The following is a 23,229-nucleotide window of genomic DNA, read 5'->3' as shown; positions in this document are numbered from 1 at the left end:
GCAGGCCCTACACCGTGCTCTCCTCGCGGGCGAGCTGACGGTCCGCCACCGCCTGCGGCATCGGCTCGTGGCGGGCGTACGCGCGACTGAAGCGGCCGGCGCCGTGCGCGAGCGAGCGCAGGTCCACCGCGTACCGCCCGATCTCCAGCTCGGGCACCTCGGCCCGTACCAAGGTCCTTCCGGGACCGGCCTGTTCGGTGCCCACGACCCGCCCCCGCCGCCCCGACAGATCGCTCATGACCGGCCCCACGTACTCGTCGGGGACCAGCACCGCCACCTCGGCGACCGGCTCCAGCAGATGGATCGCCGCCCCGTCCGCCGCCTCCCGCAGGGCCAGCGCGCCCGCCGTCTGGAACGCGGCGTCCGAGGAGTCCACCGAGTGGGCCTTCCCGTCGAGCAGCGTCACCCGGATGTCGACCAGCGGATGGCCGGCCGCGACCCCGCGCGCGGCCTGCGCCCGTACGCCCTTCTCGACGGAGGGGATGAACTGCCGGGGGACCGCCCCGCCCACCACCTTGTCGACGAACTCGACACCGGACCCGGCGGGCAGCGGCTCCACCTCGATCTCGCAGATCGCGAACTGCCCGTGGCCGCCGGACTGCTTCACATGCCGGCCGCGCCCCGTGGCGCTCGCGCCGAACGTCTCGCGCAGCGCGACCCTGAACGGCACGGCGTCGACCTGGACCCCGTACCGGCCGCGCAGCCGGTCCAGCGCCACGTCCCGGTGCGCCTCGCCCAGGCACCAGAGCACCACCTGATGGGTGTCCGGGTTCTGTTCGAGCCGCATCGTCGGGTCCTCCGCCACCAGCCGGGCGAGCCCCTGGGACAGCCGGTCCTCGTCCGCCTTGCTGTGCGCCCGCACGGCCAGCGGCAGCAGCGGGTCCGGCATGGTCCACGCCTCCATCAGCAGCGGATCGTCCTTCGCGGAGAGCGTGTCCCCGGTCTCGGCGCGCGACAGCTTCCCCACGCACGCGAGATCGCCCGCCACACAGTGCGCCAGCACCCGCTGCTGCTTGCCGAACGGCGAGGAGAGCGAGCCGACCCGCTCCTCCACGTCGTGGTCCTCGTGCCCCCGGTCGGTGAGCCCGTGCCCGGACACGTGCACCGTCTCGTCGGGACGCAGGGTCCCCGAGAAGACCCGTACGAGAGAGATCCGGCCCACATAGGGGTCGGAGGCGGTTTTGACGACCTCGGCGACCAGTGGCCCCCGGGGGTCGCAGCAGATCTCCGGGCGCGGGGCGCCGAGCGGCGTGGTGACGGCGGGCGCCGGGCGCTCCAGCGGGGTCGGGAAACCGCCGGTGACCAGTTCGAGCAGCTCGACCGTGCCCAGCCCCTGCCGGGCGCCGGGCGGCGCGGGCGCCGCCGCGAGCACCGGATGGAACACCCCGCGCGTCACGGCCTTCTCCAGGTCCTCCATCAGCGTCTTGACGTCGACCTCGTCCCCGCCCAGATAGCGGTCCATGAGGGTCTCGTCCTCGCTCTCGGCGATGATCCCCTCGATCAGCCGGCCCCTGGCCTCCGCGATCTCCGGGAGCCGCGCGGGCTCCGGCGGGCCCACCCGCCGCTCCCCGGAGGAGTAGTCGAAGATCTTCTGCGAGAGCAGCCCCACGAGCCCGGTGGCCGGCGCGTGCCCGTCGGGGCCCTCCGCGCCGTGCACCGGCAGATAGAGCGGCAGTACGGCGTCGGGGTCGTCCCCGCCGAAGATCCGCGCGCACAGCCGCGTCATCTCGTCGAAGCCGGTGCGCGCCGTGTCGAGATGCGTGACCACGATGGCGCGCGGCATCCCGACCGCCGCGCACTCCTCCCACACGGCCCGGGTCGCCCCCGCCACCGCGTCCGCCTCCTGCGCCGCCGACACCACGAAAAGGGCCGCGTCCGCGGCGCGCAGACCGGCCCTGAGCTCCCCGACGAAATCGGCGTAGCCGGGGGTGTCCAGCAGATTTATCTTGTACCCGCCCCACTCCACCGGGACGAGCGAGAGCTGTACGGAGCGCTGCTGGCGGTGCTCGATCTCGTCGTAGTCGGAGACCGTCGCACCGTCCTCGACCCGGCCCGCCCGGTTCACGGCCCCCGCGGTGAGCGCCAGGGCCTCGACGAGGGTGGTCTTCCCCGAGCCGCTGTGGCCCACCAGCACCACGTTCCGTACGGACGCGGGCCGGTCGGCCGCCGTCGCCCTGCCGGCGGCCCCGGGGTGTGTCCGTTCCTTGTCGGCTTTGTCGCCCATGACTGCTGCCTCCCGATCGGTTCCACCGGGCGCGCCGGTGAGGAGCGCGCCGGTGAGGGGACGGAGAGAAGCGGGCCGGGGGAGCCGCGGGGCAGCTCCGGCGATGCCCGCGGTGGTCCTTCGAGCTTCGCACTCCCGCCATGGCGCGTCCATACGTCGTACGACGCGGCATGGCCCGGGTGCCCGGCGGTACGGGTCGGCGGTCGTGGCTACGATGGGCCAGCCGACGGCCGCAGGGGTCCTCGGCCCACCGAACCTCGGGAAGGCCATGCTGAACAAGTACGCGCGTGCATTCTTCACGCGTGTCCTCACACCGTTCGCGGCGTTTCTGCTCCGTCGCGGAGTCACTCCGGACGCGGTCACGCTCATCGGCACGGCCGGAGTGATGGCGGGTGCGCTGGTCTTCTTCCCCCGCGGGGAGTTCTTCTGGGGCACGATCGTCATCACCCTCTTCGTCTTCTCCGACCTCGTCGACGGCAACATGGCGCGCCAGGCGGGCATCTCCAGCCGCTGGGGGGCCTTCCTCGACTCGACCCTCGACCGGGTCGCGGACGGCGCGATCTTCGCCGGCTTCGCGCTCTGGTACGCGGGCGACGGTGACAACACCGCGCTGTGCGCGGTCGCCATCTTCTGCCTCGCCAGCGGCCAGGTCGTGTCGTACACGAAGGCCAGGGGCGAGTCCATCGGGCTGCCGGTGGCGGTCAACGGGCTGATCGAGCGCGCCGAACGGCTGGTCATCTCCCTCGTCGCGGCCGGCCTCGCCGGGCTGCACGCCTTCGGCGTCCCCGGTATCGACATCCTGCTGCCGATCGCGCTGTGGATCGTCGCCGTGGGCAGCCTCGTCACCCTCGGCCAGCGGGTGGTGACCGTACGCCGTGAGTCCGCCGAGGCCGACGCCGCCGCGGCGGCCGGACCCGACGGGACCGACCACGCGGGGACCGACCACGCCCGGGGGAGTGGAGCCTCGTCATGAGCGCGGCGAGCGACAAGCTGACCGACGCGCTGTACGGACTCGGCTGGAGCACGGTCAAGAAGCTGCCCGAACCCGTGGCCAACGCCCTCGGCAGGACCCTCGCCGACACCGTGTGGAAACGGCGCGGCAAGAGCGTGCTGCGGCTGGAGTCCAATCTGGCGCGGGTCGTGCCCGACGCCGGACCCGAACGGCTCGCCGCGCTCTCCCAGGCCGGCATGCGCTCGTACATGCGGTACTGGATGGAGTCGTTCCGGCTGCCGGCCTGGAGCACGGAACGCGTCCGCGACGGCGTCGAGATCAAGGACATCGACCGGCTCTTCGACGGACTCACCACCGGGCGCGGCGTCATCCTGGCGCTGCCCCACATGGCCAACTGGGACCTGGCGGGCGCCTGGCTCACCCGGGCCCGCGACGTCCCGTTCACCACCGTCGCCGAGCGGCTCAAGCCCGAGACGCTGTACGACCGGTTCGTCGCCTACCGCGAGAGCCTGGGCATGGAAGTCCTGCCGCACACCGGCGGCGCCGCCTTCGGCACCCTGGCCCGGCGGCTGCGCGCCGGCGGACTCGTCGCCCTCGTCGCCGACCGCGACCTGTCGTCGTCCGGTGTCGAGGTCGACTTCTTCGGGGACACCGCCCGGATGCCCGCGGGCCCCGCGCTGCTGGCGCAGCAGACCGGGGCGCTGCTGCTGCCCGTCTCGCTGTGGTTCGACGACACCCGGGTGATGCGGGGGCAGGTCTTCCCGCCCGTCGCCGTACCGGAGACAGGCACACGCGCCGAAAAGACGTCTGTGATGACACAGGCGGTGGCCGACGCCTTCGCCACGGGAATCGCCGAACACCCGGAGGACTGGCACATGCTGCAACGGCTGTGGGTCGCCGACCTGGACCGGGGGCCCGAGTGAAGATCGGCATCGTCTGCCCGTACTCCTGGGACGTACCGGGCGGCGTCCAGTTCCACATCAGGGACCTCGCGGAACACCTCATCCGGCTCGGGCACGACGTGTCCGTGCTGGCCCCCGCCGACGACGAGACACCCCTCCCGCCGTACGTCGTCTCGGCGGGCCGCGCCGTGCCCGTCCCGTACAACGGCTCGGTCGCCCGCCTCAACTTCGGCTTCCTGTCGGCGGCGCGGGTACGGCGCTGGCTGCACGACGGCACGTTCGACGTCATCCACATCCACGAACCCGCCTCGCCGTCGCTGGGGCTGCTGAGCTGCTGGGCGGCGCAGGGGCCGATCGTCGCGACGTTCCACACCTCCAACCCGCGCTCGCGCGCCATGATCGCGGCGTACCCGATTCTCCAGCCCGCGCTGGAGAAGATCAGCGCGCGGATCGCGGTGAGCGAGTACGCGCGGCGCACGCTGGTGGAACACCTCGGCGGCGACGCCGTGGTCATCCCCAACGGTGTCGACGTCGACTTCTTCGCCGGGGCCGAGGCCGAACCGGCCTGGCAGGGCGGCACGATCGGCTTCATAGGACGCATCGACGAACCGCGCAAGGGGCTGCCGGTGCTGATGCGGGCCCTCCCGAAGATCCTCGACGTCCACCCGGAGGCCCGGCTGCTGGTCGCGGGGCGCGGGGACGAGAAGGAGGCGGTGGAATCCCTGCCGAAGGAGATGCGCCGCCGCGTCGAGTTCCTCGGGATGGTCAGCGACGAGGACAAGGCGCGGCTGCTGCGCAGCGTCGACCTGTACGTCGCGCCCAACACCGGCGGCGAGAGCTTCGGCATCATCCTCGTGGAGGCGCTGTCGGCGGGCGCGGCCGTCCTGGCGAGCGACCTGGACGCGTTCGCCCAGGTCCTGGACCACGGGTCGGCGGGCGAACTGTTCACCAACGAGGACGCGGACGCGCTCGCGGGCGCGGCGGTACGGCTGCTCGGCGACCCGGACCGCCGCGCGGAGCTGCGCGCCCGGGGCAGCGCGCATGTACGGCGCTTCGACTGGTCGACGGTCGGCGCGGACATCCTCGCGGTGTACGAGACGGTGACGGACGGGGCGGCGTCGGTGGCGGCGGACGAACGGACGGGGCTTCGGGCGCGGTTCGGGCTGGCTCGGGACTAGGGCGCCTTCCGGCGGGGCGCGGTTGGGTGCGGTTTGCCTCCGGCGGGGGCGGGGCGCCGTCCGGCGGGGGTTCGGGTGCGGGTCGCCGTTCGGCGGGGGTGGCGGTGCCGGTGCGCGTGCGGGGGCCGGGGCCCGGGGCCTCCGGAGGTGCGTGTCCGGACGGCATGATTTACGCCGCCGTGCGGGTGAGTGGGACAACTGCGGGAGCGTGAGCGGCACAAATCACGCTTTAGTGTCCGGACACGCACCTCCTCCGACCCCGAACCCCTCCTGCCGGTGGGTGTCTCCGATGCCGTCCGAGGGTGAGATGGGTGGGCGGGTCCGCGTAATCTGCCGTGCGTGACCACCTTCGTCTGGATCGCCGTCGCCGTTGTCGCGATCGCGCTCTATCTCAGTTGGACCGCCGGCCGCCTCGACCGTCTGCACACCCGGATCGACGCCGCCCGGGCCGCCCTCGACGCCCAACTGCTGCGGCGTGCCTCGGTCACCCAGGAGTTGGCCACCTCCGGTGTGCTCGATCCGGCTGCCTCGATCGTGCTGTACCAGGCGGCGCACGCCGCGCGGCAGGCCGAGGAGGAGCAGCGGGAGGTGGCCGAGAGCGAGTTGAGCCAGGCGTTGCGGGCCGTGTTCGGGGAGGCCGCCCAGGTGGAGGCCGTACGGGAGGCGCCCGGTGGTGAGGACGCCGCCGGGGAGCTCGCCGCGGCGGTGCGGCGGGTGCCGATGGCGCGGCGGTTCCACAACGACGCCGTACGGGCCGCGCGGGCGCTGCGGCGCCACCGTACGGTGCGCTGGTTCCGGCTCGCGGGGCACGCGCCGTTCCCGCTGGCCTTCGAGATGGACGACGAGCCGCCCGTCGCGCTGGCCGACCGGCCGGGGTCCTGAACGATCCACCGGCTTCCCATTGGCCCTTGCTGTGGACTGGTCCCGGGGCGTTCTCTGGAGATCCCCCGTCGTACGAGTCAGTGAGGTCGCCCGTGTCCACCACCGCCCAGAACCCCGAGACCGGCACCGCGCGCGTCAAGCGCGGCATGGCCGAACAGCTCAAGGGCGGTGTGATCATGGATGTGGTCACGCCGGAGCAGGCGAAGATCGCCGAGGACGCCGGCGCGGTCGCCGTGATGGCGCTGGAGCGGGTGCCCGCCGACATCCGCAAGGACGGCGGCGTCGCGCGGATGTCCGACCCCGACATGATCGAGGGGATCATCGGCGCGGTCTCGATCCCGGTCATGGCGAAGTCGCGTATCGGCCACTTCGTGGAGGCCCAGGTGCTCCAGTCGCTGGGCGTGGACTACATCGACGAGTCGGAGGTGCTGACCCCCGCCGACGAGGTCAACCACTCGGACAAGTGGGCGTTCACGACCCCCTTCGTCTGTGGTGCCACCAACCTCGGTGAGGCGCTGCGCCGGATCGCCGAGGGCGCGGCCATGATCCGTTCGAAGGGCGAGGCCGGGACGGGCAATGTCGTCGAGGCGGTCAGGCACCTGCGGCAGATCAAGAACGAGATCGCCAGGCTGCGCGGCTACGACAACAACGAGCTGTACGCCGCCGCCAAGGAGTTGCGCGCCCCGTACGAGATCGTCAAGGAGGTCGCCGAGCTGGGCAAGCTGCCGGTGGTCCTCTTCTCCGCGGGCGGTGTCGCCACCCCCGCCGACGCGGCGCTGATGCGCCAGCTCGGCGCGGAGGGCGTCTTCGTGGGCTCCGGCATCTTCAAGTCGGGCGACCCGGCCAAGCGTGCCGCGGCGATCGTCAAGGCCACCACGTTCTACGACGACCCGAAGATCATCGCGGAGGCGTCGCGCGACCTGGGTGAGGCCATGGTCGGCATCAACTGCGACACGCTGCCCGAGGCCGAGCGCTACGCGAACCGCGGCTGGTGATGAGCGCCCCCGCGATCGGCGTCCTGGCGCTCCAGGGGGACGTCCGGGAGCATCTGGCCGCCCTGGCCGCGGCGGGAGCCGTGGCCAGGACGGTCCGGCGGCCCGAGGAGCTGGCCGAGGTCGAGGGCCTGGTGATCCCGGGCGGTGAGTCCACCACGATGTCCAAACTGGCGGCGCTCTTCGGCATGCTGGAGCCGCTGCGTGCCCGGGTGGCGGCCGGGATGCCGGTGTACGGCACCTGCGCCGGGATGATCATGCTCGCCGAGAAGATCCTCGACCCGCGGTCGGGCCAGGAGACGGTCGGCGGCATCGACATGATCGTGCGGCGCAACGCCTTCGGCCGGCAGAACGAGTCCTTCGAGGCGGCCGTGGAGGTCGCCGGGGTCGAAGGCGGGCCGGTGGAGGGCGTCTTCATCCGGGCCCCGTGGGTCGAGTCGGTGGGGGCCGAGGTCCAGGTGCTCGCCGAGTACGGGGGCCATGTGGTCGCCGTACGGCAGGGTTCCGCGCTGGCGACGTCCTTCCACCCCGAACTGACGGGCGACCACCGCCTGCACCGTTTCTTCACCGACATGGTGCGCTCCGTACAGTGACCTCCGCCCGGTAGGATCGCTGCCGAACGGGAGCAGTACCGGTTACGCGAAGGAGACAGGCAGATGTCCGGCCACTCTAAATGGGCTACGACGAAGCACAAGAAGGCCGTGATCGATGCCAAGCGCGGCAAGCTCTTCGCGAAGCTGATCAAGAACATCGAGGTCGCGGCGCGGACCGGCGGCGCGGACGTCGACGGCAACCCGACTCTCTTCGACGCCATCCAGAAGGCCAAGAAGAGTTCGGTCCCGAACAAGAACATCGACTCGGCCGTCAAGCGCGGCGCCGGCCTGGAGGCCGGTGGCGCCGACTACGAGACGATCATGTACGAGGGATACGGCCCGAACGGTGTCGCGGTGCTCATCGAGTGCCTCACCGACAACCGCAACCGCGCCGCCTCCGACGTACGCGTCGCGATGACCCGCAACGGCGGCTCGATGGCCGACCCCGGCTCCGTCTCGTACCTCTTCAACCGCAAGGGCGTCGTGATCGTCCCCAAGGGTGAGCTGGGCGAGGACGACGTGCTGGGCGCGGTGCTGGACGCGGGCGCCGAAGAGGTCAACGACCTCGGCGAGTCCTTCGAGGTGCTCAGCGAGGCCACCGACCTGGTCGCGGTCCGTACCGCGCTCCAGGAGGCGGGCATCGACTACGACTCGGCGGACGCCAACTTCGTCCCGACCATGCAGGTCGAGCTGGACGAAGAGGGCGCGCGCAAGATCTTCAAGCTGATCGACGCCCTTGAGGACAGCGACGACGTCCAGAACGTCTTCGCCAACTTCGACGTCTCGGACGACGTGATGGAGAAGGTCGACGCCTGACCCCGCCCTTCGCACCCCCCTCCTCGATGTCGGTCCGGTCCGTTGTCAGTGCCGACCGATACTGTCTGATCAGGGCTTCTCCCCTCGGGGAGAACGCATGACCGAGAGAGTGGGGGCGCGATGCGGGTGCTGGGTGTGGACCCCGGGCTGACGCGGTGCGGGATCGGCGTCGTCGAGGGCGTCGCGGGACGGCCGCTGACGATGCTGGGTGTCGGCGTGGTGCGTACGCCCTCCGACGAGGAGATCGGCCCGCGTCTCGTCGCCATCGAGCAGGGCATCGACGCCTGGCTGGACGAGTACCGGCCCGAGCGCGTCGCCGTGGAGCGGGTGTTCGCCCAGCACAACGTGCGTACGGTCATGGGCACCGCCCAGGCCAGCGCGGTCGCCATGCTCTGCGCCTCGCGCCGCGGCATCCCCGTCGCCCTGCACACCCCCAGCGAGGTCAAGGCCGCCGTCACCGGCAGCGGCCGGGCCGACAAGGCGCAGGTCGGCGCGATGGTCACCCGGCTGCTGCGGCTCGCAGCGCCGCCCAAACCGGCCGACGCTGCGGACGCCCTCGCCCTCGCCATCTGCCACATCTGGCGCGCCCCCGCCATGAACCGCCTCCAGCAGGCCCAGGCGGCGGCCCGTCCCTCCCGTATCCCCGTCCGGAAGGTCACGCGATGATCGCCTTCGTCAGCGGCCCCGTCGCCGCCCTCGCCCCGACGACCGCGGTCATCGAGGTCGGCGGCATCGGCATGGCCGTCCAGTGCGCCCCCGGCACCCTCGCGGCGCTGCGCGTCGGCCAGGACGCCAGACTGGCCACCTCGCTGGTCGTCAGGGAGGACTCCCTCACGCTGTACGGCTTCGCGGACGACGACGAACGCCAGGTGTTCGAGCTGCTCCAGACCGCAAGCGGCGTCGGCCCCCGGCTCGCCCAGGCGATGCTCGCGGTGCACAGCCCCGACGCGCTGCGCCTCGCCGTCTCCACCGGCGACGAGAAGGCGCTGACGGCCGTCCCCGGCATCGGCAAGAAGGGCGCCCAGAAGCTGCTGCTGGAGCTGAAGGACCGGCTCGGCGCGCCGCGGGGCGTCACCGTGGGGCGGCAGGCGGGGGCGGCGGCAGCGGCCTCCTGGAGCGACCAGCTCCACGCCGCGCTCATCGGCCTGGGATACGCCGGACGCGAGGCCGAGGAAGCGGTCGCCCAGGTCACCCCGGAGGCCGAGGCGGCCCTCGCGGAGGGCTCCCAGCCCCCCGTGCCCCGGCTGCTGCGCTCCGCGCTCCAGAGCCTCAACCGCACACGGTGAGCCCGCCGGGGCCCGCCCTGCCCCGGCCCTCGCCGTACTCCATTCGGGCCGTTCTCGTACGCGCCCTCTTCCCGAGGTGAGACTGAGTGAACTGGGACGACACCGCCGACGACGCGGCCGAGCGGCTGGTCGGTGCCTCCGCGGACGGTGAGGACCAGGCCGTCGAAGCGGCGCTGCGGCCCAAGTCGCTGGACGAGTTCGTCGGGCAGGAGCGGGTACGGGTCCAGCTCGACCTGGTGCTCAAGGCGGCGCTCGCGCGCGGCGCCACCGCCGACCACGTGCTGCTCTCCGGGGCGCCGGGGCTCGGCAAGACGACCCTCTCGATGATCATCGCGGCCGAGATGAACGCCCCGATCCGCATCACCTCCGGCCCGGCGATCCAGCACGCGGGCGATCTCGCCGCGATCCTCTCCTCCCTCCAGGAGGGGGAGGTGCTGTTCCTCGACGAGATCCACCGCATGTCCCGGCCCGCCGAGGAGATGCTCTACATGGCGATGGAGGACTTCCGGGTCGACGTGATCGTCGGCAAGGGCCCGGGCGCCACCGCCATCCCGCTGGAGCTGCCGCCCTTCACCCTGGTCGGCGCCACCACCCGGGCCGGACTGCTGCCGCCCCCGCTGCGCGACCGCTTCGGCTTCACCGGCCACATGGAGTTCTACGAGAGCGTCGAACTGGAGCGCGTCATCCACCGCTCCGCCCAGCTCCTGGACCTGGAGATAGACGCCGAAGGGGCCGCGGAGATCGCCGGACGCTCCCGGGGCACCCCCCGTATCGCCAACCGGCTGCTGCGCCGCGTACGGGACTACACCCAGGTCAAGGCGGACGGGCGGATCACCCGTGAGGTGGCGGAGGTGGCCCTCGCCGTGTACGAGGTCGACGCGCGCGGCCTCGACCGGCTCGACCGCGCCGTGCTCCAGGCGCTGCTCAAACTCTTCGGCGGCGGGCCCGTGGGGCTGTCGACCCTGGCGGTCGCCGTGGGGGAGGAGCGCGAGACGGTCGAAGAGGTCGCCGAGCCCTTTCTCGTACGGGAAGGACTGCTCGCCCGTACGCCGCGCGGCCGGGTCGCGACCCCCGCGGCATGGGCGCACCTCGGGCTCGTCCCGCCCCAGCAGGCGCCCGGCGCGACCGGACAACCCGGCCTGTTCGGGGCGTGACGGCATGAACACGCGCACGGCAGGAACCTCGGTGCGACGCTGGGCGTTGTTCCAACGAAGCGGACTCGCTTAGACTCCGCCGATGCCGCCCTTCCGGAGCGGCATGCCCACCCCCGTATATCAGGCCGCTCGACAGCGCGGTCGTGCGAAGGAAGTTCCCTCCCGTGAGTCTCGTGACCCTTCTCCCCTTCATCGTGCTCATCGGGGCCATGTTCCTGATGACCCGGTCCGCCAAGAAGAAGCAGCAGGCCGCCGCGCAGATGCGCGACGAGATGCAGCCCGGCACCGGCATCCGCACCATCGGGGGCATGTACGCCACCGTCAAGGAGGTGCACGCTGACATGGTCCTCCTGGAGGTGGCTCCCGGCGTTCACGCCGTCTACGCGAAGAACGCCATCGGCGCGGTGCTGGACGACGACGAGTACAACCGCATCGTGCACGGCGACGACGCGAGCGACTCCGACACGCCCGTCGTGCCCGACGACGCCTCCTCGCTGACCGGTCCCGCCGACACCGACTCCTCGGACGAGGCCAGGATCGACCTCGGCAAGAAGCCCGAGGGGACCACGGACGCCGAGCCCGCCGACGCCACGACCGAGGCGAAGGCCGACGAGAAGGCCGAGAGCAAGGCCGAGAACAAGGCCGAGGGCACGACCGACGGCGAGTCGGGCGCGAAGTAGCCGGGTCCGCGCCGACCGGCCGCACAACGGCCGCCGGCGACTCACGGTCGCGCTGATCACTGCGGGGGCAGGTCCCCACAACACTTCGTGGCCGCTCCGGCGCACACCCGGCGTGGGGGCGGTTGGACAGGGAGAAACGAGAAGGTGGCAGCACCTAATAAGGGCCGAAGGCAAGCGGGGTCCCCAGGCAGGCCAGGGCGCACCCTGGCGCTGTTCCTGATTGCCATGGTGGCCCTCACGGGCGGGATGTTCTGGTCCGGCCATGTCACGCCACGTCTGGGGATCGACCTCGCGGGCGGCACCAGCATCACGCTCCAGGCGAAGAACACGCCGGGCAAGCCGAACGCGATCAACAAGACCAACATGGACACCGCCGTCAGCATCATCGAGCGGCGTGTCAACGGTCTTGGCGTCTCGGAGGCCGAGGTTCAGACCCAGGGCGACGAGAACATCATCGTCAACATCCCCCGGGGCACGAACGAGAAGCAGGCCCGTGAGCAGGTCGGCACCACCGCCCAGCTCTACTTCCGGCCGGTGCTGACCGTCGCCGCCGGGAGCCCGACGACCCCGCAGCCCTCGGGCAGCGGCTCGCCGAGCGCCGCTCCCTCCTCCTCGACCAGTGCCTCGACCGGCGACAAGGAGGGCGACAAGGCCGACGGCGCCGACTCGGCGGCGTCGCCCAAGGCGTCCGCCACCTCCCAGGGCCGGGCCGTGATGGACGCGCTGAAGGCGGATGCCTCGCCTTCGCCCGACGCCTCCGCCTCGGACAAGTCGTCGGACAAGAAGAACGAGTCCCCCGCCCCCTCCGCGAGCGCCTCCAGCGACCCGGCCACCGCCGCCCTGGAGAAGAAGTTCACGGAGCTGGACTGCACCAAGAAGACCGCGCGCACCGAGGTCAACCAGAGCTCGGCGCCCAAGGACACGATCGTCGCCTGCGGCCAGAACTCCGGCGGCGAGTGGGAGAAGTACGTCCTCGGCCCGGCCGAGCTGGAAGGCACGGACGTCGACGACGCCAAGGGCGTGCTCGACCAGCAGCGTGGCATGTGGATCGTCACGATGGACTTCACCGGCGCCGGCACGAAGAAGTTCCAGTCGATCACCGGCAAGCTCTCGCAGCAGCAGGCGCCGATGAACCAGTTCGCCATCGTCCTCGACGGCAACGTGGTCTCCGCGCCCTCGGTGAGCCAGACGCTCGGCAGCAGCGCCGAGATCTCCGGCAGCTTCACCCAGCAGTCAGCCCAGGACCTGGGCAACATCCTCTCGTACGGCGCGCTGCCCCTGACCTTCCAGGAGCAGTCCGTCACGACGGTCACCGCCGCGCTCGGCGGTGAGCAGCTCGAAGCCGGTCTGATCGCCGGCGCGATCGGCCTCGCCCTGGTCGTCATCTACCTGGTGGCGTACTACCGAGGTCTCTCCGCGATCGCCATCCTCAGCCTCGGCGCCTCCGGCATCATGACGTACACGATCATGTCGCTCCTCGGCCCGGGCATCGGCTTCGCGCTGAACCTGCCCGCGGTCTGCGGCGCCATCGTCGCCATCGGTATCACCGCGGACTCGTTCATCGTGTACTTCGAACGCATCCGGGACGAGATCCGCGAGGGCCGTACGCTCCGCCCGGCCGTCGAGAGGGCCTGGCCGCGCGCCCGGCGCACGATCCTCGTCTCCGACTTCGTGTCGTTCCTCGCCGCCGCGGTGCTGTTCCTCGTCACCGTCGGCAAGGTCCAGGGCTTCGCGTTCACCCTCGGTCTGACCACGCTCCTCGACGTGGTCGTGGTGTTCTTCTTCACCAAGCCCGTGATGACGCTCCTGGCCCGTACGAAGTTCTTCTCCAGCGGCCACCCGTGGTCCGGTCTGGACCCGACGCGCCTCGGCGCCAAGCCGCCGCTGCGCCGTACCCGCCGTGTCAGCGCCCCCACCGACCCGAAGGAGGCGTGAGATGTCCCGACTCGGCGATCTCGGCGCCCGGCTCTACCGAGGCGAAGTCGGGTACGACTTCATCGGGAAGCGCAAGATCTGGTACGGAATCTCGATCCTGATCACCATCACGGCCATCGCGGCCCTGGCGGTGCGCGGGCTCAACATGGGCATCGAGTTCAAGGGCGGTGCCGTCTTCACCATCCCGAGCACGAGCATCTCGGAGGTCCAGGCCCGCGAGGACGCGCAGAAGGCGTCCGGGCACGACGCGATCGTCCAGAAGCTCGGCAACGGCGGCATGCGGATCCAGGTCACGGAGCTGGACACCAAGCAGGCCGACGCCGTGAAGACCCAGCTCGCCAAGGACCTGAAGGTCGACGAGGCGAAGATCAACGCGGACCTGGTCGGCCCGAGCTGGGGCGCGACCATCGCCAACAAGGCGTGGATGGGTCTCGGGATCTTCATGGTCCTGGTGGTGATCTATCTGGCGATCGCCTTCGAATGGCGGATGGCGGTCGCCGCGCTCATCGCCCTGATCCACGACCTCACGATCACCGTCGGGGTCTACACACTGGTCGGCTTCGAGGTCACCCCGGGTACGGTGATCGGTCTGCTGACCATTCTCGGTTACTCCCTCTACGACACGGTCGTCGTCTTCGACAGCCTCAAGGAGGGGGCCACCGGGATCACCAAGCAGAGCCGCTGGACCTACAGCGAGATCGCCAACCGGTCGATCAACAGCACGCTGGTGCGTTCCATCAACACCACCGTGGTGGCGCTGCTGCCCGTCGGCGCGCTGCTCTTCATCGGCGGCGGCTTCCTCGGCGCCGGCATGCTGAACGACATCTCGCTCTCGCTCTTCGTCGGCCTCGCCGCCGGCGCGTACTCCTCGATCTTCATCGCCACGCCGCTCGTCGCCGACCTGAAGGAACGCGACCCGCAGATCAAGGCGCTGAAGAAGCGGGTGCTCGCCAAGCGCGCGGCCGCCGCGGCCAAGGGTGAGCAGGCCGACGGTTCCGCCGACGGTGACGGTGACGACAACGCGGAGGACGGTGCCCCCGGCACCGCCGCCACGGCCGCCGTGGCAGGTCCGCGCGGTCGCGGTGGCCGCGGCCGTCCCTCGGGATCGGGGAGGCGTCGATGACCGACACCAGTACGCGGGAGCTGCTGCTCAGCCGCATCCGTGACGTGGCGGACTATCCGAAGCCGGGCGTGGTGTTCAAGGACATCACCCCGCTGCTGGCCGACCCCAAGGCGTTCACGGCGCTGACCGACGCGCTCGCCGACCTGTGCGTACGGTTCGGTGCGACGAAGATCGTCGGCCTGGAGGCGCGCGGCTTCATCCTGGCCGCCCCCGTGGCGGTCCGGGCGGGCGTCGGGTTCATCCCCGTACGCAAGGCCGGCAAGCTCCCCGGCGCGACGCTCTCGCAGTCGTACGACCTGGAGTACGGCTCCGCGGAGATCGAGGTCCACGCCGAGGACCTGGAGCACGGAGACCGTGTCCTCGTCATCGACGACGTCCTCGCCACCGGCGGTACGGCCGAGGCGTCCCTGGAGCTGGTCCGGCGGGCCGGCGCCGAGGTCGTGGGCGTCGCGGTCCTCATGGAGCTGGGCTTCCTGGGCGGCCGGGAGCGGCTGGTACCCGCGCTCGACGGCGCCCCGCTGGAGGCCCTGATCACGCTCTGATCAGCCACGGAACCCAGGTTCCCGGCGGTATGGAAACACAGCAGGACGGGCACCCGCGCACCATCGGGTGCCCGTTCCGCGTTCCGCGGAGCCCGGCCTCGGGGCGAGAGGGGCGCCCGAGGTCGATACCATGGAACCTCCGGGCCTGACCGGGGGACCTGGGATCCGCACGAGGAGCGCTCTTGCCAGACGAGGTCCAGCCACTGGCCGCCGCGACGCCCGACCACCCCGCCGACCGGGCCGCCGCAAGCTCCGGCACGCCGCAGGACAAGGCGCCGGCCGCCGCTCGGCCCCCCGTGGAGCCCGCGCCGCCCGAGCGCCCCGCCGTGCCCGTGAGCGCGCCCAAGCCGGGTGCCACGGCCGCGCCGCGCTCCGGGGGGTCGTCGAACCGGGTGAGGGCCCGTCTCGCGCGGCTGGGGGTCCAGCGCTCCTCGCCGTACAACCCCGTCCTGGAGCCGCTGCTGCGGACCGTACGGGGGAACGACCCCAAGATCGAGACCGCGACGCTGCGCCAGATCGAGAGCGCCTACCAGGTCGCCGAGCGCTGGCACCGCGGGCAGAAGCGCAAGAGCGGCGATCCGTACATCACGCATCCCCTCGCGGTCACCACGATCCTCGCCGAGCTGGGCATGGACCCCGCCACCCTGATGGCCGGCCTGCTGCACGACACGGTGGAGGACACCGAGTACGGCCTCGACACCCTGCGCCGCGACTTCGGCGACCAGGTCGCGCTCCTCGTCGACGGGGTCACCAAGCTCGACAAGGTCAAGTTCGGCGAGGCCGCGCAGGCCGAGACCGTACGCAAGATGGTCGTCGCCATGGCCAAGGACCCGCGCGTCCTGGTCATCAAGCTCGCCGACCGGCTGCACAACATGCGCACCATGCGCTACCTCAAGCGGGAGAAGCAGGAGAAGAAGGCCCGCGAGACGCTGGAGATCTACGCGCCCCTGGCCCACCGGCTGGGCATGAACACCATCAAGTGGGAGCTGGAGGACCTCGCCTTCGCGATCCTCTACCCCAAGATGTACGACGAGATCGTCCGGCTGGTCGCCGAGCGCGCCCCCAAGCGCGACGAATACCTGGCCATAGTGACCGACGAGGTCCAGTCCGACCTGCGCGCGGCCCGGATCAAGGCCACCGTCACCGGACGGCCGAAGCACTACTACAGCGTGTACCAGAAGATGATCGTCCGCGGCCGGGACTTCGCGGAGATCTACGACCTGGTGGGCATCCGGGTCCTCGTCGACACGGTCCGTGACTGCTACGCGGCGCTCGGCACCGTCCACGCGCGGTGGAATCCGGTCCCCGGCCGGTTCAAGGACTACATCGCGATGCCCAAGTTCAACATGTACCAGTCGCTGCACACGACGGTCATCGGGCCCAACGGCAAGCCGGTCGAACTCCAGATCCGTACGTTCGACATGCACCGCCGCGCCGAGTACGGCATCGCCGCGCACTGGAAGTACAAGCAGGAGGCCGTCGCGGGCGCCTCCAAGGTCCGCACGGACGTCCCGAGGAGCGCGGGCCGGGGCGCCAACCAGGACACCGTCAACGACATGGCGTGGCTGCGCCAGCTCCTGGACTGGCAGAAGGAGACGGAGGACCCCAGCGAGTTCCTGGAGTCGCTCCGCTTCGACCTCTCGCGCAACGAGGTCTTCGTCTTCACGCCCAAGGGCGACGTCATAGCGCTGCCGGCCGGCGCCACCCCCGTCGACTTCGCGTACGCCGTCCACACGGAGGTCGGCCACCGCACCATAGGGGCGCGGGTCAACGGGCGGCTCGTCCCGCTCGAATCGACCCTCGACAACGGCGACCTGGTCGAGGTCTTCACCTCCAAGGCGTCCGGGGCGGGCCCCTCGCGCGACTGGCTCGGCTTCGTCAAGTCGCCGCGGGCCAGGAACAAGATCCGCGCCTGGTTCTCCAAGGAGCGCCGCGACGAGGCGATCGAGCAGGGCAAGGACGCCATCGCGCGGGCCATGCGCAAACAGAACCTGCCGATCCAGCGCATTCTCACCGGGGACTCCCTGGTCACGCTCGCGCACGAGATGCGCTACCCCGACATCTCGTCCCTGTACGCGGCGATCGGCGAGGGCCATGTGGCCGCGCAGGGCGTCGTACAGAAGCTGGTCCAGGCCCTCGGCGGCGAGGAGGCCGCCAACGAGGACATCGCGGAGAACTCCCCGCCCTCCCACAGCCGCGGCAAGCGCCGCTCCAACGCCGACCCCGGTGTGGTCGTCAAGGGCGTCGACGACGTCTGGGTGAAGCTCGCCCGCTGCTGTACGCCCGTCCCCGGCGACCCGATCATCGGCTTCGTCACCCGGGGCAGTGGCATCTCCGTGCACCGCGCCGACTGCGTCAACGTGGACGCGCTCTCCCAGCAGCCCGAGCGGATCAAGGAGGTCGAGTGGGCGCCCACCCAGTCCTCGGTCTTCCTGGTCGCCATCCAGGTCGAGGCGCTGGACCGCTCGCGGCTCCTGTCGGATGTCACCCGGGTCCTCTCCGACCAGCACGTCAACATCCTCTCCGCCGCCGTCCAGACCTCCCGCGACCGGGTCGCCACCTCGCGCTTCACCTTCGAGATGGGTGACCCGAAGCATCTGGGCCACGTACTGAAGGCCGTACGCGGCGTGGAGGGCGTCTACGACGTCTACCGCGTCACCTCGGCCCGCAGGCCCTGAGCGGGACGGACCAGGGGCCGGAGGGGGACCGGAGATGGGTGACGGAGTACTGATCGCGGGCCGCTACCGGCGGGTGGGGCTGCTCGGCCGGGGCGGCATGGGCGCGGTGTACGAGGCGGAGGACACCAAGCTCGGCCGGCGCGTGGCCGTCAAGGTGCTCTCCGCGATCGGGGGCCTCTCGCGGGACGAGACGGTGCTCAGACGCTTCGTGCAGGAGGCCCGCGCCCTCGCCAGGATCGACCACCCGGGCGTGGTGACCCTCTACGACGAAGGGCTCCACGAAGGCACCCCGTTCCTCGTCATGCAACTGCTCGACGGGGTGGACCTCGCGCGGCTCGTCCAGGAGGCCGGGCCCTTACCACCGGACGTGGTGTGCTGCGTGGCCGCCGGCATGGCCCGGGCCCTCGGCGCGGCGCACGAGGCCGGAGTGCTGCACCGCGACGTGAAACCCACGAACGTCGGCATCACCAGTGGGGGCCGGGTCGTCCTCCAGGACTTCGGGCTGGCCCGGCTGGCGGGGGAGTCCGCCATCACCCGGCTCACGGGTTTCGTGGGCACACCGCAGTTCATGGCGCCCGAGATCATCCGGGGCGCGCCACCCGGCCGGACCGCCGATCTCTACGGTCTGGGCGCCTGCGCCTACCTGATGATGACGGGACAGGTGCCGTTCGGCGGTGACCTGTCGGTCGGCGCCGTGGTGGAGCACGCCATAGGCGCGGGCATTCCCCGGCTGGAGCATCGCAGGGACCTCCCGTACCCGCGCGAGCTCAGAGCCCTGGTGGACCGCCTGTGCGCCCAGGAGGCCGCCCTGCGGCCCCAGTCGGCCGAGGAGGTCGCGCTGCTGCTCGCCCGGCTGGAGGGCGAAGGACAGGCGGCCCTGGGCGAACTGGTCGCCGCTCGGCTCAGGGACACTGCCGTCGAGCAGGTGTTCGACCCCCGATCGATGGGCGCCGTCCCGGACGGGGTGCCCGCCCCCGAGGGTTCGCCCGCCCCGACCGGGGCCCCCGAGTACGGCTGGGACGACGCCGCCGTACCCACGCAGCGCGCCGGGACCGAGGACCCCTTCCGGCCGCTGACGCTCAGCGACACCACCCGCCGCATGGTGCTGGGCAGCATGACCCCGCAGGACGCCGCCTCCCGGCTGCGCGAAGCGGTCACCCTCGTCCTGCGCGGCCGGCTCCAGGAGGCCGTGCAGATGCTCACGGCCATCACCCAGGTCTGCCTGTCGTCGCTCGGCCCCGGGCATCCGACGACCCTGGCCTGCCAGTACTGGCAGGCGGTCTGCCTGGCGAGGCTCGGGGCGGGCGGGCCCGCGCTGGAACTCTTCCAGCGGGTGAACACCCACATCGACCAGGAGAAATGAGGACGGGGAAGATGCCTGCATACGAGGTCCGGGTCACCGGAGCCGCGGACGGCGAGGGCCCGGAGGCCGAGCTGCGCTCGCTGCTGAGCTGGCTGACGGAGGACGAAACCCTCGACCGGGACGTACGAGGCACGGTCCGCGGCCGGGAACCGCTCGCCCCCGGCCACATGGGCACCGGGTTCGACCTGCTGCAACTCGCCGTCGGCACCGCCGTCTCCACCGCCTCGCTCGTCGTCTCCGTACTCCAGTGGCGGACCTCCCGCCGGCACGCGGCGCCCGCCGTCGTGCTGCGCCGCGGCGGTGTCGAGGCCGAACTGTCGGAGGAGGCCGCGGCCGACCCCGAGACCCTGCGGCGCGTCGTCGAACTGCTCGACCGGGCGGAGGAGACCGGCGGCGATGGTGGGACTGCCTGACCCGGCGGCGTCCAGAGCCGTCCTCATCGGTACGGCCGCCTACCGGCATCTGCCGGCGCTGAGCCCGGTCGAGGCGAACATCACCGACCTGGCCGCCGTCCTCTGCGACGCCACGGTGTGGGGGCTGCCCGAGCAGCACTGCGTGACGGTCACCGATCCGCAGAGCGCCTCGGCGATGCTCGACCCCGTGCACCAGGCGGCGGAGCAGGCCCTGGACACCCTCGTCGTGTACTTCGCGGGACACGGCATGCGGGACTCCGAATCCGCCGACCTCTATCTGGGGCTCGTCGGATCCCGCGAGAACACCGGCTACACGGCCGTCGCGTACCAGCATGTGCGGACCGCCCTGCGCACCGCCCGCGCCCGGCGCAAGATCGTCGTCCTCGACTGCTGCTTCAGCGGCCGGGCGGCCCGTACGCTCGCCGCCGGGGACGAGGTCCTCGCGGCCCAGGCCGCCGTGGACGGCGCCTTCGTCCTCACCGCGTCACCACGCGACCGGGTGGCGCTCGCCCCCGACGGGGAGCGCCACACCGCCTTCACCGGCGAGATGCTGACGCTGCTGCGTGACGGCATCGAGGACGGCCCCGAACTGATCGATCTGGACACGCTCCACCGCGTACTCGAAGAGCGCCTCCGGGCGAAGAACCGGCCGCTGCCGCAGCGCTCCCAGGAGAACGGCGTCGGCCGGCTGCCGCTGGCCCGTAACCGCGCCCGCGCCGCCCGCCATGTCCCGGCGGGCCCCGTACTCGCCACCGACGTACGGGCCGCCATGGTGGCCGCGGGGCTGGGCGTCGCCCGGATGCTGCGCGCCGCCGGACGGAGCCGGGACGCGCTGCCCGTGCTGCGGCTGGCACTGCAGGAACAAGTGCCGGACGGGGAACGGAACCTGCTGGCCGTTCAGCTCGAACTCTCCGACATGCTCGCCGAGAACGGCCAGACCCGCGAGGCCATCGAGGTGCTGGAGCAGGCGTTCCAGCAGGTGCACAAGATCTACGGCCCCGACGCCCTGCTGGTCTGCCGCCGCCTCGCCGATCTGCTCCAGGAGTCGGGCAACCACATCCAGGCATGCGAGGTGCTCAAGCACGCGCTCGAACTCGCCGAGGACCAACTGCGCGTCCCGGACTGACCGACCCGCCGTGCACGGACAGAGGGCGGCCCGGCGGTGGAATCCACCGCCGGGCCGCCCTCCGCGTATCGCCGCGCTGTGCCGCGCCGGCTCTCAGCCGCCGAACTCCTGGAGGCCCTTGAGCGCCTGGTCCAGCAGCGCCTGCCGGCCCTCCAGCTCACGGGCCAGCTTGTCGGCCTTCGCGTTGTTGCCCGCCGCGCGCGCCGTGTCGATCTGCTTGCGCAGCTTGTCGACGGCCGCCTGGAGCTGCCCCGTCAGACCGGCGGCCCGCGCACGGGCCTCCGGGTTCGTCCGGCGCCACTCGTTCTCCTCGGACTCCTGGAGCGCCCGCTCCACCGTGTGCATCCGGGCCTCGACCTTGGGCCTGGCGTCGCGCGGTACGTGACCGATGGCCTCCCAGCGCTCGTTCAGCGCGCGGAAGGCCGCCCGGGCCGCCTTGAGGTCCGTGACCGGCAGCAGCCGCTCGGCCTCGACCGCCAGCTCCTCCTTGAGCTTCAGGTTCTCCGTCTGCTCGGCGTCGCGCTCGGCGAAGACCTCGCCGCGCGCCGCGAAGAAGACGTCCTGAGCGCCGCGGAAGCGGTTCCACAGATCGTCCTCGGCCTCGCGCTGTGCGCGGCCCGCCGCCTTCCAGTCCGTCATCAGCTCGCGGTAGCGCGCCGCCGTACCGCCCCAGTCGGTGGAGCCGGAGAGCGACTCCGCCTCGGCGACCAGCTTCTCCTTGGCCTTACGGGCCTCCTCGCGCTGCGCGTCGAGCGCCGCGAAGTGGGCCTTGCGCCGCTTGGAGAACGCCGAGCGCGCGTGCGAGAAGCGGTGCCACAGCTCGTCGTCGGACTTCCGGTCCAGCCTGGGCAGGCCCTTCCAGATGTCCACCAGCGCCCGCAGCCGCTCACCGGCCGACCGCCACTGGTCGCTCTGCGCCAGCTCCTCCGCCTCGGTGACCAGCGCCTCCTTGGCGTGGCGCGCCTCGTCGGTCTGCTTGGCCCGCTGCACTTTGCGCGCCTCGCGGCGCGCCTCGACCGTGGCGACCAGCGCGTCGAGCCGCGTCCGCAGCGCGTCGAGATCACCGACGGCGTGGTGCTCCTCCACCTGCCCGCGCAGATGGTCGATGGCCGTCGTCGCGTCCTTCGCGGACAGGTCGGTGGTCTTCACGCGCTTTTCCAGGAGGCCGATCTCGACCACCAGGCCCTCGTACTTGCGCTCGAAATAGGCCAGAGCCTCTTCCGGAGATCCTGCCTGCCACGATCCGACGACCTGCTCGCCCTCGGCCGTCCGCACGTACACGGTGCCCGTCTCGTCGACGCGGCCCCACGGGTCGCTGCTCACAGCGCCTCCTCCACCTGATGCCCGTGAGGGGAATGGCCCCCGGGCATCATCCACAGTTCCTGGGACGGGCTGCGCCCGCCCTGCACAACGCCAATCTAGGCGACCGGCCGCCCGGCTGTCCGCACTCAGCGCGGCCGAAATTCACAGGGTCACGCCGTGTCGACCGTGCCCTTCTCCACGGTGACGGTCTTCTTGGGCGCGCCGTCGCCCGCCCCACCGTCCACGCCGGCCTTCCCCACGGCCTCCACGGCCTTCAGCCCGGCCTCGTCCATGGTCCCGAACGGGGTGTAGCTGGGCGGCAGTTTGGTGTCCTTGTAGACCAGGAAGAACTGGCTGCCACCGGTGTGCGGCTGGCCGGTATTGGCCATGGCCACCGTGCCCGCCGGATACGTCACGCTGCCGTCCGCGCCGGCCTTGCCGAGGGACGTCAGGTTCTCGTCCTCGATCGTGTAGCCGGGGCCGCCGGTCCCGTCACCCTTCGGGTCGCCGCACTGGAGGACGAAGATCCCCTCGGTGGTCAGCCGGTGGCACTTCGTCTTGTCGAAGTACCCCTTGTCGGCGAGCGCCTTGAACGAGTTCACCGTGTGCGGTGTCTTCTTCGCGTCCATGGCGATCGCGATGTCACCCTGGCTGGTCTTGAGGTCCAGCGTGTACTTCGCGTTCTTGTCGATGGTCATCTTCGGCTCGGGCGCGGCGCTCTCGCTCTCCGAGGGCGACGCCGACGGGCTCGCCTCCGACGCGGCGTCGTCCTTCGAGCCGTCGCCGTCGCTCAGACCGATGGAGAAGTACGCCGCGCCTCCCGCGAGCACCACCACGGCCAGTACGGAAGCGATGATCGCGTTGCGCCGCTTCGCCTTCTGCCGGGCCTCAACCCGCCGCTGCTGCTGCCGCTCGAACTTCTCCCTGGCGAGCTGCCGCCGCCGCTGATCGCTCTTGACCACCGGGTCCACTCCTCGTGTCTGTGTGTGATCCTGTTCGGTCCCATCCGGCCTGACCAGTGCCACGACCGGGCAAACCTTTCCGGGAGGGGCACCGGATGCGTACGGTATATGGGTTGGCTGTGGAAT

General features: G+C 71.5%; 21 protein-coding genes. 18 read left to right on the top strand and 3 right to left on the bottom strand.

Going from position 1 to position 23,229, the window contains the following annotated elements:
* Positions 1-7: 7 nt before the first annotated feature.
* Positions 8-2,224 (bottom strand): elongation factor G-like protein EF-G2, encoded by a 2,217-nt coding sequence (locus tag ACIO3P_RS29170; RefSeq protein ID WP_401854383.1) that lies wholly within the window; start codon positions 2,222-2,224, stop codon positions 8-10.
* Positions 2,225-2,492: 268 nt separating this feature from the next.
* On the opposite strand from ACIO3P_RS29170, the gene pgsA reads away from it, so the two are divergent.
* The 18 genes from pgsA (at position 2,493) to ACIO3P_RS29080 (ending at position 20,839) form a co-directional block, all read left to right on the top strand.
* The gene (gene pgsA, locus ACIO3P_RS29165) at positions 2,493-3,197 is read left to right on the top strand and encodes a phosphatidylinositol phosphate synthase (protein ID WP_329821682.1); all 705 of its coding nucleotides are present in this window, start codon (positions 2,493-2,495) and stop codon (positions 3,195-3,197) included.
* Positions 3,194-4,099: a phosphatidylinositol mannoside acyltransferase gene (locus ACIO3P_RS29160; RefSeq protein WP_329821657.1), complete on the top strand. Its 906-nt coding sequence runs from the start codon at positions 3,194-3,196 to the stop codon at positions 4,097-4,099. The genes pgsA and ACIO3P_RS29160 overlap by 4 nt, the downstream gene beginning before the upstream one ends.
* Positions 4,096-5,256 carry a glycosyltransferase family 4 protein gene (locus tag ACIO3P_RS29155; RefSeq protein ID WP_329821658.1) on the top strand — a complete coding sequence of 387 codons (1,161 nt, stop codon included), beginning with the start codon at positions 4,096-4,098 and terminating at the stop codon, positions 5,254-5,256. Before ACIO3P_RS29160 ends, ACIO3P_RS29155 begins: the two co-directional genes overlap by 4 nt.
* A 330-nt stretch (positions 5,257-5,586) precedes the next feature.
* On the top strand, positions 5,587-6,138 hold the full coding sequence (locus tag ACIO3P_RS29150) for a hypothetical protein (protein WP_401854511.1): 552 nt from the start codon (positions 5,587-5,589) through the stop codon (positions 6,136-6,138).
* Between the two features lie 92 nt (positions 6,139-6,230).
* A complete protein-coding gene (gene pdxS, locus ACIO3P_RS29145) occupies positions 6,231-7,133 on the top strand; it encodes a pyridoxal 5'-phosphate synthase lyase subunit PdxS (protein WP_329821660.1) in 903 nt (300 codons plus the stop codon).
* Positions 7,133-7,723: a pyridoxal 5'-phosphate synthase glutaminase subunit PdxT gene (pdxT, locus tag ACIO3P_RS29140; protein ID WP_401854387.1), complete on the top strand. Its 591-nt coding sequence runs from the start codon at positions 7,133-7,135 to the stop codon at positions 7,721-7,723. The genes pdxS and pdxT overlap by 1 nt, the downstream gene beginning before the upstream one ends.
* A 63-nt stretch (positions 7,724-7,786) precedes the next feature.
* On the top strand, positions 7,787-8,539 hold the full coding sequence (locus ACIO3P_RS29135) for a YebC/PmpR family DNA-binding transcriptional regulator (protein WP_249951051.1): 753 nt from the start codon (positions 7,787-7,789) through the stop codon (positions 8,537-8,539).
* Between the two features lie 120 nt (positions 8,540-8,659).
* A complete protein-coding gene (gene ruvC, locus ACIO3P_RS29130; protein WP_329821663.1) occupies positions 8,660-9,205 on the top strand; it encodes a crossover junction endodeoxyribonuclease RuvC in 546 nt (181 codons plus the stop codon).
* Positions 9,202-9,825: a Holliday junction branch migration protein RuvA gene (gene ruvA, locus ACIO3P_RS29125; RefSeq protein ID WP_329821664.1), complete on the top strand. Its 624-nt coding sequence runs from the start codon at positions 9,202-9,204 to the stop codon at positions 9,823-9,825. The genes ruvC and ruvA overlap by 4 nt, the downstream gene beginning before the upstream one ends.
* Positions 9,826-9,911: 86 nt before the next feature.
* On the top strand, positions 9,912-10,979 hold the full coding sequence (gene ruvB / locus ACIO3P_RS29120; protein ID WP_329821665.1) for a Holliday junction branch migration DNA helicase RuvB: 1,068 nt from the start codon (positions 9,912-9,914) through the stop codon (positions 10,977-10,979).
* Positions 10,980-11,143: 164 nt separating this feature from the next.
* The gene (yajC, locus tag ACIO3P_RS29115; protein WP_401793162.1) at positions 11,144-11,659 is read left to right on the top strand and encodes a preprotein translocase subunit YajC; all 516 of its coding nucleotides are present in this window, start codon (positions 11,144-11,146) and stop codon (positions 11,657-11,659) included.
* Positions 11,660-11,803: 144 nt separating this feature from the next.
* Positions 11,804-13,594 (top strand): protein translocase subunit SecD, encoded by a 1,791-nt coding sequence (gene secD, locus ACIO3P_RS29110; protein ID WP_401854391.1) that lies wholly within the window; start codon positions 11,804-11,806, stop codon positions 13,592-13,594.
* 1 nt (position 13,595) lies between these two features.
* Positions 13,596-14,717, top strand: a complete 1,122-nt coding sequence (gene secF / locus ACIO3P_RS29105; RefSeq protein WP_329821668.1) for a protein translocase subunit SecF — start codon at positions 13,596-13,598, stop codon at positions 14,715-14,717.
* Positions 14,714-15,259, top strand: a complete 546-nt coding sequence (locus ACIO3P_RS29100) for an adenine phosphoribosyltransferase (protein ID WP_329821669.1) — start codon at positions 14,714-14,716, stop codon at positions 15,257-15,259. Before secF ends, ACIO3P_RS29100 begins: the two co-directional genes overlap by 4 nt.
* A 182-nt stretch (positions 15,260-15,441) precedes the next feature.
* Positions 15,442-17,937, top strand: coding sequence for a RelA/SpoT family protein (locus ACIO3P_RS29095; RefSeq protein WP_329821670.1), 2,496 nt, complete (start codon positions 15,442-15,444; stop codon positions 17,935-17,937).
* Positions 17,938-17,971: 34 nt separating this feature from the next.
* Positions 17,972-19,300, top strand: coding sequence for a serine/threonine-protein kinase (locus ACIO3P_RS29090; RefSeq protein ID WP_329821671.1), 1,329 nt, complete (start codon positions 17,972-17,974; stop codon positions 19,298-19,300).
* Positions 19,301-19,311: 11 nt separating this feature from the next.
* A complete protein-coding gene (locus ACIO3P_RS29085; RefSeq protein WP_329821672.1) occupies positions 19,312-19,713 on the top strand; it encodes a hypothetical protein in 402 nt (133 codons plus the stop codon).
* The gene (locus ACIO3P_RS29080) at positions 19,697-20,839 is read left to right on the top strand and encodes a caspase family protein (RefSeq protein WP_401854394.1); all 1,143 of its coding nucleotides are present in this window, start codon (positions 19,697-19,699) and stop codon (positions 20,837-20,839) included. The genes ACIO3P_RS29085 and ACIO3P_RS29080 overlap by 17 nt, the downstream gene beginning before the upstream one ends.
* Positions 20,840-20,932: 93 nt before the next feature.
* Here ACIO3P_RS29080 and ACIO3P_RS29075 read toward each other — a convergent pair whose 3' ends face one another.
* Entirely contained in the window at positions 20,933-22,162 is a 1,230-nt protein-coding gene (locus ACIO3P_RS29075) for a DUF349 domain-containing protein (protein ID WP_401854397.1), read from the bottom strand.
* Positions 22,163-22,311: 149 nt separating this feature from the next.
* Positions 22,312-23,103, bottom strand: a complete 792-nt coding sequence (locus tag ACIO3P_RS29070; protein WP_401793171.1) for a peptidylprolyl isomerase — start codon at positions 23,101-23,103, stop codon at positions 22,312-22,314.
* Positions 23,104-23,229 lie beyond the last annotated feature (126 nt).

This window comes from Streptomyces sp. NPDC087310, from assembly GCF_044744405.1.
In the GTDB taxonomy this organism is placed as follows: Bacteria; Actinomycetota; Actinomycetes; order Streptomycetales; family Streptomycetaceae; genus Streptomyces.
The sequence above is the reverse complement of the archived record's forward strand: the minus strand, read 5'-3'. Positions and strand labels throughout refer to the sequence as shown.